The sequence below is a fragment of the Burkholderia sp. Bp9012 genome, assembly GCF_003853825.1.
In the GTDB taxonomy this organism is placed as follows: Bacteria; Pseudomonadota; Gammaproteobacteria; order Burkholderiales; family Burkholderiaceae; genus Burkholderia; species Burkholderia diffusa.
Map to the genome: position 1 here is coordinate 243,700 of NZ_QTQA01000001.1, position 12,952 is coordinate 256,651.

Genomic DNA, 12,952 nt, shown 5'->3' on the forward strand with positions numbered 1-12,952 from the left:
CCATGCGCCGCGCCGTTTGCTTCGAGCATCACGCGCCCTTGATGCTGACGAGTCCGTTCAGCACCTGGTCGAGGCCGCCGAACACCGAGATGCGGTCGATCCGTTCCGCGACGCGCTCGAGCGTTTCCAGCTCCTTGAGCCGCAGCGCGGTCGGGTTCTCTTCCATCACCTTCGCGGTGTTCAGCAGCGAACGCGTCGCCGCCGTTTCCTCACGGCGTCGGATCACGTTCGCCTGCGCGGCCTTTTCGGCCTCGACCACCTGCGCGAGGATCGTCTTCATGTCGCCCGGCAGCACGATATCCTTCACGCCGACGCTGCGCACGTCCACGCCCGATTGCTCGAGCCGCGGGCGCACCTGGGCAATCACGATGTCGTCGATCGCCTGCTTGTCCTCCAGCAGCTCGTCGAGCGAGCGCGTGCCGACCGCCGCGCGCAGCGCGAACTGCAGTTCGCGATACAGATGTTCGACCGGCTTCTGCAACTGGCCGAACGCATGCAGCACGTCCGCATAGCGCCACGTTGCCGACAGGTTCAGCCGCAGCGCGACCTTGTCGCGCGTCAGGATTTCCTGGCCGGCGACTTCGAGCGCCTGCAGGCGCAGGTCGACGAGCTCGACCGCGACATCGCGGTTGAAGCGCCAGAACGCTGCGACACCCGCATCCAGCAGCCGCTCGATCTTGCCGTCGATCTTCAGCACACCGACGTGATACGCCGGCACTTGCGCCAGCAGCACGCCCGTCAGGCCCGCCACGCCGCGAGCACGCAGCGCCGGTTGCGCGATGCGCTTCGCGAGCGCGGCCGGCAGCATGCTGTCCTGCGCGAGGTCGACGCGCTCCAGCCGATGGGCGATGAGGCCGCGCCAGTACAGCCGGCGCGTGCCGGGCGGCAGGATCTCGACGAGCACGTCGTCTTCGTAACGCAGCCCCGCTTCGTCGTCGGCCAGATCCATCGCGACGAAGTGTTGCGCGAGCACGTCCTGTGCGTCGTGACGCAGGTAGTCGGCCAATGCCGCGTCGGCGAGCGGCGCGTCGAGACGCGCGGTCTGCACCGACAGACGCTTGAACGGATCGAAGGCCTTGAACACGCCCGGTTCCAGCACCTTCACGAAATCGCCCTCATTCATCAGCAGCGCGCGTTCGTTCTTTTTCACCACATGACGCTTCCACATATTCTTGTCCTTTTCTTCAATGGCCGCCGGGCGACACGCATCGCACGGATCGGGGTGCGACGCGATCGGGCGGGCGGCGCGTGGGTCCGGCGCGGCTGCACGCGGCGACGCATCCTGCATCGCGTCGTCGAGCGCATTCGCGCGGGCCGTCCGGCCGCCCGGCCGATCGCGCGGAACCGCAACCGGTCCGACGCGCGGCGGGCCTGTCGGCCCGCACCGGCGGGTACTGCTTCTATCGACAGACCGTCCTTGCGGACGGGGTTCGGACGGGATTCGAACCCGCCACACACCGGCTCGCGCCGGCTGCTCCACCTGAATGAGCTTCCGAACAGTGGGCGCTCCGGGATTCGAACCCGGACAAGGCTGCCTCGCGCGCCCCTTTGCCTTCATCTGTCCATGGCGGCATGCGCTGCCGCGACGAACCAGGTTCGGCGGCGGCGCACCAGCAGGGCTTTGTGAACCCTGGCTCGCGGGCCAGCGGGACATCCGGCGTCTTCTATTTAGCGAGGAGCGTGCCAGCGGGCGGGGCAGGCCGCGGGGAAGGCGATCAAGCCTTTGAAGAGAAAGGACAATTCATGATTTCCGATGATTGCGGAGGGAAGGCCGCCGTATCGCGTCGCCGCTGAGTTCCGATACAATCGGATCGTTTTTTATCCCATGAGATAAACATGCGCAAGACCGTCGCCATCGGCTTTCTCGGCACCGTGCTCGACCAGGGCGGCCGTGCGCCGCGCCGCTACCGCAAGTGGCGGCCGACGGTGTCGCTCTGCATGCAGCCGGACTTCGCGATCGACCGACTCGAGTTGCTGCATCCGCCTGGCTACGCGCGCCTCGCCAATCAGGTGCGCGACGATCTTGCGAACCTGTCGCCGCATACCGAGGTGCGGCTCACGCCGGTCACGATCCACGACCCGTGGGATTTCGAGGAGGTCTACGCGACGCTGCACGACTTTGCGCGCGCCTATCCGTTCGACCTCGACCGCGAGGACTACCTGGTGCACATCACGACCGGCACGCACGTCGCGCAGATCTGCTGGTTCCTGCTGGCGGAAGCGCGCTACCTGCCCGCGCGCCTCGTGCAGACGGGGCCGCCGAAGCAGACCGACGAGGGGCCGAGCGGGCCGGGCACGGTGTCGGTGATCGATCTCGACCTGTCGCGCTACAACCGCATCGCACAGCGCTTCACGCGCGAGCGCGACGAGACGGTGTCGTTCCTGAAAGCGGGCATCGCGACGCGCAACGCGCGCTTCAACGCGCTGATCGAGCAACTGGAGCGCGTGGCCGTGCGCTCACGCGCGCCGATGCTGCTCGTCGGTCCGACGGGTGCCGGCAAGTCGTTTCTCGCGAAACGCGTGTACGAACTGAAGCGCGGCCGCCATCGGCTCGCGGGGCCGTTCATCGAGATCAACTGCGCGACGCTGCGCGGCGACGCGGCGATGTCGACGCTGTTCGGTCACGTGAAGGGCGCGTTCACCGGCGCGCAGTCCGCACGTGCGGGCTTGCTGCGCGCGGCGGACGGCGGCCTGCTGTTTCTCGACGAAATCGGCGAACTCGGGCTCGACGAGCAGGCGATGCTGCTGAAGGCGATCGAGGAGAAGCGCTTCCTGCCGGTCGGCGCGGACGTCGAGGTGGCCAGCGATTTCGAGCTGATCGCCGGCACGCACCGCGATTTGCGGCAGATGGTGGCGGCCGGCACGTTCCGCGAGGATCTGTATGCGCGGATCAATCTGTGGACGTACGACTTGCCGGGGTTGGCGCAACGGCGCGAGGACATCGAGCCGAACCTCGAATTCGAGCTCGATCGCTTCGGCCGCGAGCAGGGCGAGCAGGTGCGGTTCAACGTGGAAGCGAAGCGGCGCTATCTCGCGTTCGCGGCATCGCCGCGCGCGGCATGGGCCGGCAACTTCCGCGAGTTGTCCGCATCGGTCACGCGGATGGCGACGCTCGCCGATGCGGGGCGGATTACCGAGACGATTGCCGAGCAGGAGGTCGAGCGACTGACGCGCACGTGGTCGCAGCCGGGCGGCGCAAGTGCGTCGGACGGATGCGTCTACGCGGTATTCGGCGCGCGTGCGGCGGAACTCGACCTGTTCGACCGCGCGCAGCTCGAACGCGTGCTCGACGTGTGCCGTGCATCGGCGAGCTTGTCGGAGGCCGGCCGCGCGCTGTTCGCGGTGTCGCGGCAGAACAAGAAGCAGCCGAACGACGCGGACCGGTTGCGCAAGTATCTGGCGCGGTTCGGGCTCGATTGGGACGGCGTGCGGGACGCGCTGGGCGCGAGGTAGTCAGGCGGGCGCCGCATTCAACCGCTCACGCGCGGCAGGCCGTCGAGATCGCACGCGAGCCAGCCGGCCGCGCCGGCGCGCACGTCAGCGCTGCTGAACCGCGACGCGCAGCCCGAGCGCGATGAAGATCGAGCCGATGATCTTCCCCTGCCAGCGCGTGAGCCACGCAAGCCGCTTCACGAGGCGGCCGAGCGGGCGGATCGAGCACGCGATCAGCGTCGTGTAGAGCGAGCTGAGCACGACGAAGATCAGCCCGAGCACCGCGAACTGCACGAACGTCGAGCCGCGTTCCGGATGCACGAACTGCGGCATGAACGCGAGGAAGAACAGCGCGGTCTTCGGGTTCAGGACTTCGGCGGGAATCGCCTGCAGGTACGCCTTCAGCGGCGTGACGGGCGACACCTTCGGCAGCGACGGATCGGACGGCCTGTCGAGCAGCGCGCGCACGCCGAGGTAGATCAGGTACGCGGCGCCGACCAGCTTCACGACGTTGAACGCGAGCGCCGACGTCATCAGCAGCGCCGACAGCCCGACCGCCGCGAACAGCGTATGCACGAAGTCGCCGCTCGCGACGCCGAGCCCGGTCAGGATGCCGGTCTTGCGGCCGCCCTGCACGGTGCGGCTCAGCACGAGCAGCACGGCGGGGCCGGGAATCAGGAACAGACCCAGTACGACGGCGGTGAAGGTGGTCAGCGTGGTCAGGTCGAACATGGCGGCTCCGGCAAGGTTGGCGCAGCGGCGAGGGATGATGCGGCGGCGCAAATTTCCCGATCATTCAGTGGTCGATTCGCCAGAATATCAGCGTTTCCGGCACCCATGCCCGCTCCGCCCACCGCCCGTCACCCGTCACCCGCCAAGCTCCTCCGCCAGAAAATCCACAAAGGCCCGTATCCGCGCGGACATCTGATGCCGCTGCGCATACACCGCATAAATATCCGCGCTCGGGGTCTCGTAGTCCGGCAGCACGACGACGAGACGCCCGTCGGCCAGATAGTCGCGGATATCCCACTCGGCGCGCATCAGGATCCCGTGTCCGTCGAGCGCCCACTTCACCGCGATCTCGCCGTCGTTCGTCGTCAGGTTGCCGTTGATCCGCACGGCTTCCGTGTTGCGCGCCGCGCCGCGTCCGCTCGTCAGCCGCCAGACCCCGTAGCCTTCGTCGCCCTGCCGGATGCCGATGCAGTTGTGCCGCGTCAGCTCGTGCGGCGTGCCCGGTGTCCCGTGTCGCGCGATGTACGCGGGCGCCGCGCACAGCAGCCGCCGGTTCGGCGCGAGCCGCCGCGCGACGACGCGCGTATCGGGCGGCTCGCCGAACCGGATGCACACGTCGAACGCGTCGTCGGTGAGCGGCGGCGGCATCACCGACAACTGCAGCTGCACCGACACCTCCGGATAGCGCGCGACGAAGCGCGAGATCGCCGGGCCGACGTGGCTGCGTCCGAAGCCGAGCGTCGCGTTCACGCGCAGCAGCCCCTTCGGCCGCTGCTTCGCGCTGCCGAGCAGTTCGCCCAGCTCGTCCATCTGATCGAGGATCCGGCGCGCGTAGTCGAGATACACGTCGCCCTCGGGGGTCAGCATCATGCGCCGCGTCGTGCGGTTGACGAGCGTCACGCCCGCGCGCCGTTCCATCTGCGTGAGCCGCTTGCTGACGGCGGCCGCCGTCAATCCGAGTTCGCGCGCGGCCGCGCTCAGGCTGCCCGACGCGGCCAGCGTCGAGAAGAAGGCGAGATCGGCCGGCTGGACGGTATCCGTCATGACGGGATTCGTGAATTGAAGTTAAAGATGCTTTGAGTCTAGCACCGGTTCACGCACTTCCAGTTGGGTAAAGTGCGTTCACGCTCACGATCAATCGAGGATGTTGGCATGAAGACCTACCGTATCGCGACCATTCCCGGCGACGGCATCGGCAAGGAAGTGGTGCCGGCCGGCAAGCAGGTGCTGGAAGCGCTGGCTCGCGGCAGCGACCGCTTTGCGTTCGAGTTCGAGGATTTCGACTGGGGCGCCGATTACTACCGCCGGCACGGCGTGATGATGCCGGCCGACGGCCTCGATGCGCTGCGCGGCAAGGACGCGATCCTGTTCGGCTCGGCGGGCGACCCCGACGTGCCCGATCACGTGACGCTGTGGGGCCTGCGCCTGAAGATCTGCCAGGGCTTCGACCAGTACGCGAACGTGCGCCCGACGCGCATCCTGCCCGGCATCGATGCGCCGCTGAAGCGCTGCGGGCCGGACGACCTGAACTGGGTGATCGTGCGCGAGAACTCGGAAGGCGAATACGCGGGCGTCGGCGGCCGCGTGCATCAGGGGCATCCGATCGAGGCCGCGACCGACGTGTCGATCCTCACGCGTGCCGGCGTCGAACGCATCATGCGCTTCGCATTCCGGCTTGCGCAGTCGCGTCCGCGCAAGCTGCTGACCGTCATCACGAAGAGCAACGCGCAGCGTCACGCGATGGTGATGTGGGACGAGATCGCGAAGCAGGTCGCGCAGGAATTCCCCGACGTCACGTGGGACAAGGAACTCGTCGATGCCGCGACCGCGCGCATGGTGAACCGCCCGGCGTCGCTCGACACGATCGTCGCGACCAACCTGCACGCCGACATCCTCAGCGATCTCGCCGCCGCGCTGGCCGGGAGCCTCGGCATCGCGCCGACCGGCAACATCGATCCCGAGCGTCGCTATCCGTCGATGTTCGAGCCGATCCACGGCTCCGCGTTCGACATCATGGGCAAGGGCCTCGCGAATCCGGTCGGCACGTTCTGGTCGGTCGTGATGCTGCTCGAGCATCTCGGCGAAACGGAAGCCGCGGCGCGCGTGATGCAGGCGATCGAGGCGGTGACGGCCGATCCGTCGCTGCATACGCGCGATCTCGGCGGCAGCGCGACGACCGCGCAGGTGACGGCGGCCGTCTGCGAGCGCGTCGCGCACGCGGTGGTCGCAGCCTGACGGCAGCACGGACTGCGCCGGCAGCGCGCGTGCGCAGCCGGCTGCCTTCCGTTCGCCGCTCACCGGATTTTCCTGCCCGCGACTCGCGCATTCGACGTGAGCCGGGCGCCGGCGCACACGATTCGTCGTGACGCCGGCAAGCACCCACGGGGCTCGTGCGGACAGCGCGCGGCCCGACCTCGAAGGAGGAGACACATGCAAGCGGATCTGGAAACCCGCGTCGCGCGGAAACTGATGTGGCGCATCATTCCGTTCGTGATGCTGCTTTACTTCGTCAGCTTTCTCGATCGCGTCAACGTCGGCTTCGCGGCGATGACGATGAACAAGGCGATCGGCCTGTCGCCGACTGCGTTCGGACTCGGCGGCGGCCTGTTCTTCATCGGCTACTTTCTCTTCGAAGTGCCGAGCAACCTGATTCTCCATCGTGTCGGCGCCCGCATCTGGATCGCGCGCGTGATGATCACGTGGGGCATCGTGTCGGCGGTGTCCGCGTTCGCGGCCGGGCCGACGAGCTTCTACGTGCTGCGCTTCCTGCTCGGCGTTGCGGAAGCCGGTTTCTTTCCCGGCATCATCCTGTACCTGAGCCTGTGGTTTCCCGCGAAGCAGCGCGCAGTGGCCGCCGCGTGGTTCATGGCGGCCGCGCCGATCTCGACCGCGATCGGCTCGCCGCTGTCGGGCGCGATCATGCAGATGCCACCGATGTTCGGCCTCGCCGACTGGCAGATGCTCTACATCGTCGAGGCGCTGCCCGCGGTCGCGCTCGGCTTCGTCGTGCTGAAGTGCCTGACCGATGCGCCGTCGAAGGCCGCGTGGCTGCAGCCGGACGAGCGCGACTGGCTGATCGCGAAGCTGAAGTCCGAGGCCGACGCGCGGCACACGCATGCCGGACACACGGCCGGCGCGTGGCAGGCGCTGCGCGACCCGCGCGTGCTGGCGCTCGCGCTGATCTACTTCGGCACGTCGGCGGGCCTCTATACGCTCGGCCTGTGGGCGCCGCTGATGGTCAAGCAGTTCGGCTTCACCGCGTTGCAGACGGGCTTGCTGACCGGCATCCCGAGCATTGCCGCGGTCGTCGCGATGATCGGATGGGCACGACATTCGGATCGCACCGGCGAGCGCACCTGGCACGTCGTGATTCCGTGCGTGCTTGCCTGTATCGGCTTCGTGTTCGCGGGTCAGGCGAACACCGCGCTCCTGACCGTGCTCGCGCTGGTCGTCGTCAACATCGGGATCAGCGCCGCGAAGGCGCCGCTGTGGGCGATGCCGAGCGCGTTCCTGTCAGGCGCCGGCGCGGCCGCGGGGATCGCGATGATCAACTCGATCGGCAACCTCGGCGGGTTCGTCGGGCCATTCGCGATCGGCTGGCTCAAGCAGTTGACGGGCGGGTATGCGGCCGGGCTGTACCTGGTGGCGGGCACGCTCGCGGTGTCGGCGGTCGTCACGCTGCTGCTGAGTCGCAAGGGGGCGCGCGAGCAGGTTGTGTCGGGGGTGCGGCAGCATCATTGAGCGCGCGCATGCGAGCCGCGGCGAGTGCGCGAAAGCCGTGCGGCCGCTGATACACTCGGGCACACGGGCCGGCATTCACGCCGCGCCCGATATGGAGACGACGAGCCGCATGGAACCCATCACCGACGCATTCGCGCGGCACTTCGCGCAGGAATGGATCGACGCATGGAACGCGCACGATCTCGACCGCATCCTGTCGCACTACGATGACGCCTTCGTCATGCATTCGCCGATGATCGTGCGGATCGCGGGCGAGCCGAGCGGATGCCTGCATGGCAAGGCGGCTGTGCGCGTGTACTGGGCGAAGGCGCTGCAACTCATTCCGGACCTGCGTTTCGAGTTCATTGCGGTGCTGGCGGGCGTGGACAGCGTCGCCATTCACTATCGCGGCGCAAACGGACGCGGCGCGGTCGAGGTGTTCCGCTTCGGAGCCGGCAATCGCGTGAACGAGGCATTCGCCCACTACGCGGCGTGAGGCGGTGGTCGCGAATCGTTCGCCGGGGCGTTGCCGCTATGCGTGCGACGCGCGGACGCGTTGCGCAATCTCTCGCGCGCATGCATTCACCGATGCCTTCGACGTATCGATCACGCAATCGCTGAATGCGCGCGCCGCATACCCTTCCCGATACATCTCGGCGATACGTTGCCGCTCCCATTCCGTCAGCACCCGCGTGCCGCGATCCGACGCCGCGATCGCCTCGGGCGGCGCGAGCGTGACGACGATCAACCGTGCATCGCGCGCATCGCAGGCCGCGCGCAGCCGTGCGAATTCGGCTTCGCCGATCGGATAGGCGATCACCAGATGACGTTCTCCGGCCTGCGCGATCTGCGTGACGAGGCGCTCCAGCGCGATCGCCCACTGCACTTCGAACGGTGCGTCTTCGGGGGCAGCGTGATCGTCGCCGTCGATGAAGCGCGCATCCGGCAGCACGCGGGCGAGCGCGCGACCGATCGTCGTCTTGCCGCTGTTGATCGGGCCGTTCAGGTGAATGACGGTGAGAGGCGGGTTTGCTCGAGGAATCATGAAGGCGTGCTGGATCGGAACGCCTGCATTGTGCCTCGACATGCAATCTGTTTGTAATGCCGAAGCGATTAGAAAAATTATTCGACGAAGCGCCCTAAAGAAACCTTGACCCCCGCCGTTACCCTTTCTCGGTAGCTCACCAACGTATCACTCGAGCCGCACGACAATTGCCGGGCGGCGCTGCGCGCGTCCGATTACAGCTTCGACGCCTACGGTCAGGTCATCAAACAATAAGCATACGGCCGACTCGCGCGCAGCACCTTCACGCGCCACGTGCGACGGCTCGGCGAAAACGTTCCGTCAACAACAAAAAGCCACTCACTGCATGAAGAACTCATCCAAAGCCACCCTGTTCGGTTGCGGCCTGCTCGTGACGCTGCTGTCCGGCTGCGTCACGTTGCCGAACACCGACATGAAGCCCGAAGCACGTCAGAAGCTGCATTCGATCGCGATCCTCGAAGTCAACGAGCCGAAGCGTGTCGCGGTCGTCAATATCGGCGGCGCGGCGGGCGGGTTCGGCCTGATCGGCGCGCTCGCGCAAAGCGCCGTCAACGCGAGCCATACGAGCACCTATACGGATCACGTGGCGGCCGGCAAGATCGTGTTCGCGCCGGACATCGTGGACGGCGTCACGGGCCGCCTTACCAGCAACGGCTATCAGGTCGTGAAGCTGGACGGTCAGAAAGCGAAGCTCGCCGACGACGGCAAGTCGGACGACTACTCCGCGATCCAGACCGACGCGGATGCCATCATGAACGTATGGTTCACGTCGTTCGGCTATATCTCGCCGCCCAACCAGCCCGATTACATTCCGTGGGTGGTCGTCCGCGCGCGCATTCTCGACGCGAAGACGAAGCAGGACATCTATTTCAAGACGTTCGCGTGCGGCTACGACATCAAGTCGAACAGCGTCCACATCGACAGCGATTTCGCCTATACGTACGGCAGCTTCAGCGATCTCGAGAAGAATTTCGACAAGTCGGTGGAAGGGATCAAGTCGTGCGAGAAGTCGGTCGCGGACACGATCGGTCAGGATCTGGCACGCACGCCGGCGGCTGCGGCTGCGACGACGACTGCGGTTGCGACGACTGCGACTGCGACCGGGACGGCCACGGCATCGAAATGATCCTGATGCGACTGCAGGATCGTCGTGATGCGCGTTCCGAATCCGGCAGTGCCTGAAGAAAGGCGGGAGGGGAGTGCTGCATGCGGCCGGGCGGTTCTTACGCCGCCCGGCCGCTCGCGAAAACGGCTTGCTTACTCGCCGCTATCGCCCTTGATCTGCGGCAACGCCGACGATTCACCCGGCGTGAGCAAACCGACCTGCGTATAAACGCGCAGCTTGTCGCGCGTATCGGTGATGTCGAGGTTGCGCATCGTCAGCTGGCCGATCCGGTCGCGCGGCGAGAACGTCGACGCCACCTTCTCCATCGACAGGCGTTCCGGCTGATACGTGAGGTTCGGCGACTTCGTGCTCAGGATCGAGTAGTCGTTGCCGCGGCGCAGTTCGATCTTCACTTCGCCGGTGATCGCGCGCGCGACCCAGCGCTGCGCCGTTTCGCGCAGCATGATCGCCTGCGGGTCGAACCAGCGGCCCTGGTACAGCAGGCGGCCGAGACGGCGGCCGTTCTCGCGATACTGCTCGATCGTGTCTTCGTTGTGGATGCCGGTGACGAGACGCTCGTACGCGATGTACAGCAGCGCGAGGCCCGGGGCTTCATAGATGCCGCGGCTCTTCGCCTCGATGATGCGGTTCTCGATCTGGTCGCTCATGCCGAGGCCGTGGCGGCCGCCGATGCGGTTCGCTTCCAGCAGCAGTTCGACCGGGTCCTTGAACTCGACGCCGTTCAGCGCGACCGGCTGGCCTGCTTCGAAGCGCACCGTCACTTCCTCGGCGGCGATCTTCACGTCGTCGCGCCAGAACGCGACACCCATGATCGGGTTCACGATCTTGATGCCGCTCTCGAGGCTTTCCAGATCCTTCGCCTCGTGCGTCGCGCCGAGCAGGTTCGAGTCGGTCGAATACGCCTTCTCGGCCGACATCTTGTACGCGAAGCCGGCCTGGTTCATGAATTCGGACATTTCGGCGCGGCCGCCGAGTTCGTCGATGAACGTCTGGTCGAGCCACGGCTTGTAGATCTTCAGATCCGGGTTCACGAGCAGGCCGTAGCGGTAGAAGCGCTCGATGTCGTTGCCCTTGTACGTGCTGCCGTCACCCCAGATGTTGACGCCGTCTTCCTTCATCGCGGCGACGAGCATCGTGCCCGTCACGGCGCGGCCGATCGGCGTCGTGTTGAAGTACGTGACGCCGGCCGTCGTGATGTGGAACGCGCCGCTTTGCAGCGCGGCAATGCCTTCGGCGACGAGCTGCGCACGGCAGTCGATCAGGCGGGCGCCGGCTGCGCCGTATTCGATCGCGCGTTTCGGGATCGCGTCGTAATCGTCTTCGTCGGGCTGGCCGAGGTTCGCCGTATATGCGTACGGGACGGCGCCCTTCAGTTTCATCCAGTGCAGCGCGGCGCTGGTGTCCAGGCCGCCGGAGAAGGCGATACCGACCTTCTGGCCGGTCGGGAGGCTTTCGAGAATCGTGCTCATAGGAATTACCGTGGATTGAAGCCGGTGGGATCGTATTTCGCGGAATATGCGAGTATCGGCTGTCCGGGAAGTTGGGGCAAGACCTGATTTTCGCGCCAATACGTTGTCGGGCCTGTCGCGGCGGGCCAGGCGGGCGGCGAATCAGGCGGAGAACGCCGCGCAAACCGGCGCCGAGCGGCGGCCGAAACGGTCGCGGCCGAGCGCCGTCGCGGGCCGCGCTTCCGGGGCCGGATCGGCTGAAGGGCGGGGCAGCCGCCGTCGGGATGCGAGCCCGCCGCACCGAAAGGATTATGAAAGATTTTGGCGTGAAGCCCGGCGTCCCGCGACCTTCAGATATTCCACGCCTGCGCGGTATCGAGCAGTTTCTCACGCAACTGATCCACTTCGCCGGCCAGCTTGGCCGTGATCGACACGTAGCCCGACAACTGCGGCGGAGGCACGTCGTGCGGCGGCTCGGCCGGCCGGCGGCGCGCCGCGAGCCGGCTCGGCGTGCCGACCTTGAGCGCGCGGCTCGCGCCGACGAGCGTGTCGCGGATGCGCCGGTTCACGGCCTTCATTTCGTAGCGCATGTATTCGCGGGCAGTCACGTCGTCGCGGGCCGGCACCGTGCTCGACAGGATCTCCAGGTAGCCGATGCACAGGCGCAGGCTGCGCTGGATCGCTTCGAGGTGCGTGACCGAGATCTCGCATTCCTTCGACACCGACGGCATCAGCGAACGCAGCTGCACCAGCAGCGCGCTCAGCGCGGCCATTTCCTTCAGGTGCGCGTCGTCGCTCACGCGGCGGTCGCCCGCGAGCCGCGTATGCACGGCCGCGCACGCGCGCAGCGCGTCGGCGAGCTTGTAGCGCCACGAGTAGGTCGCGTAGAGCGGCAGCGCGAACGAGAACGCCAGCGCGATCGCGATGCCGGTCAGGACGTTTACCGCGCGCCACAGGCCGTCGACGATCTCGTTGTCGCCATGCCCGGCGACGATCACCATCGTGATCGCCGACAGCAGCGCGATGTAGCCGGCCTTGCCGATCGCGTGATACGCGCACAATCCGCACGCGATCGCCATCAGCAAGTAGATCGCGAACGGCGCGTGCAGCACGGAGTAGAGCAGGATCAACCCGAGCCCCGCGAGCGCGCCGATCGACGTGCCGAGCGCGCGCTCGGCCGCCTTCTTGCGGATGTTCCCGTGGTGCTGCAGCCCGCCGACGACGATCAGCACGGTGATCGTCGACCATTCGCCGTGCGGCACGCGCAGCCCGGTGGACAAGGCGATCGACACGAGGATCGCGAGCGCGACGCGCGCCGCATGGATCAGCTTCGCGTGCCGGTAGCGGCGGTAAGGGTCCAGCAGGGGACGGAGGGCGTGGCGCAGGAGCGGCGGCAGTCGGGCAGGAAGCTGGGCGTTCATGACGGAGCGGAGATGGCCGGCGGGGTGG

The 12,952-nt window shown here is 67.0% G+C and carries 11 protein-coding genes; 5 read left to right on the forward strand and 6 right to left on the reverse strand.

The genetic code is table 11. The annotated features are described in order from the left end of the window. Positions 1-28: 28 nt before the first annotated feature. Entirely contained in the window at positions 29-1,168 is a 1,140-nt protein-coding gene (locus tag DIE11_RS01110) for a slipin family protein (RefSeq protein WP_124620963.1), read from the reverse strand. A 668-nt stretch (positions 1,169-1,836) separates the two neighbouring features. On the opposite strand from DIE11_RS01110, the gene rtcR reads away from it, so the two are divergent. Further along, a complete protein-coding gene (gene rtcR / locus DIE11_RS01115) occupies positions 1,837-3,453 on the forward strand; it encodes an RNA repair transcriptional activator RtcR (RefSeq protein WP_124620965.1) in 1,617 nt (538 codons plus the stop codon). Positions 3,454-3,537: 84 nt separating this feature from the next. On the opposite strand, the gene DIE11_RS01120 is transcribed toward rtcR, so the two are convergent. Both DIE11_RS01120 and DIE11_RS01125 read right to left on the reverse strand, forming a co-directional pair. Further along, positions 3,538-4,164, reverse strand: a complete 627-nt coding sequence (locus DIE11_RS01120) for a LysE family translocator (protein WP_059531846.1) — start codon at positions 4,162-4,164, stop codon at positions 3,538-3,540. Positions 4,165-4,299: 135 nt separating this feature from the next. After that, a complete protein-coding gene (locus DIE11_RS01125; protein ID WP_124620967.1) occupies positions 4,300-5,208 on the reverse strand; it encodes a LysR substrate-binding domain-containing protein in 909 nt (302 codons plus the stop codon). A gap of 108 nt (positions 5,209-5,316) precedes the next feature. On the opposite strand from DIE11_RS01125, the gene DIE11_RS01130 reads away from it, so the two are divergent. The 3 genes from DIE11_RS01130 to DIE11_RS01140 all read left to right on the forward strand — a co-directional run bounded on the left by DIE11_RS01130 (position 5,317) and on the right by DIE11_RS01140 (position 8,380). Then, positions 5,317-6,399 (forward strand): tartrate dehydrogenase, encoded by a 1,083-nt coding sequence (locus DIE11_RS01130; protein ID WP_124620969.1) that lies wholly within the window; start codon positions 5,317-5,319, stop codon positions 6,397-6,399. Between the two features lie 195 nt (positions 6,400-6,594). Then, positions 6,595-7,905: an MFS transporter gene (locus DIE11_RS01135; protein ID WP_124620971.1), complete on the forward strand. Its 1,311-nt coding sequence runs from the start codon at positions 6,595-6,597 to the stop codon at positions 7,903-7,905. Between the two features lie 109 nt (positions 7,906-8,014). Next, complete coding sequence (locus DIE11_RS01140; protein WP_124620973.1) at positions 8,015-8,380, forward strand: nuclear transport factor 2 family protein; 366 nt, start codon at positions 8,015-8,017, stop codon at positions 8,378-8,380. A 36-nt stretch (positions 8,381-8,416) separates the two neighbouring features. On the opposite strand, the gene DIE11_RS01145 is transcribed toward DIE11_RS01140, so the two are convergent. Further along, on the reverse strand, positions 8,417-8,929 hold the full coding sequence (locus DIE11_RS01145) for a shikimate kinase (RefSeq protein ID WP_124620975.1): 513 nt from the start codon (positions 8,927-8,929) through the stop codon (positions 8,417-8,419). Positions 8,930-9,254: 325 nt separating this feature from the next. On the opposite strand from DIE11_RS01145, the gene DIE11_RS01150 reads away from it, so the two are divergent. Next, complete coding sequence (locus DIE11_RS01150) at positions 9,255-10,055, forward strand: hypothetical protein (protein ID WP_124620977.1); 801 nt, start codon at positions 9,255-9,257, stop codon at positions 10,053-10,055. 131 nt (positions 10,056-10,186) lie between these two features. On the opposite strand, the gene argG is transcribed toward DIE11_RS01150, so the two are convergent. After that, positions 10,187-11,524, reverse strand: a complete 1,338-nt coding sequence (gene argG, locus DIE11_RS01155; RefSeq protein WP_059601426.1) for an argininosuccinate synthase — start codon at positions 11,522-11,524, stop codon at positions 10,187-10,189. Positions 11,525-11,853: 329 nt separating this feature from the next. Next, the gene (locus DIE11_RS01160) at positions 11,854-12,924 is read right to left on the reverse strand and encodes an FUSC family protein (RefSeq protein WP_124620979.1); all 1,071 of its coding nucleotides are present in this window, start codon (positions 12,922-12,924) and stop codon (positions 11,854-11,856) included. Between the last annotated feature and the right edge of the window lie 28 nt (positions 12,925-12,952).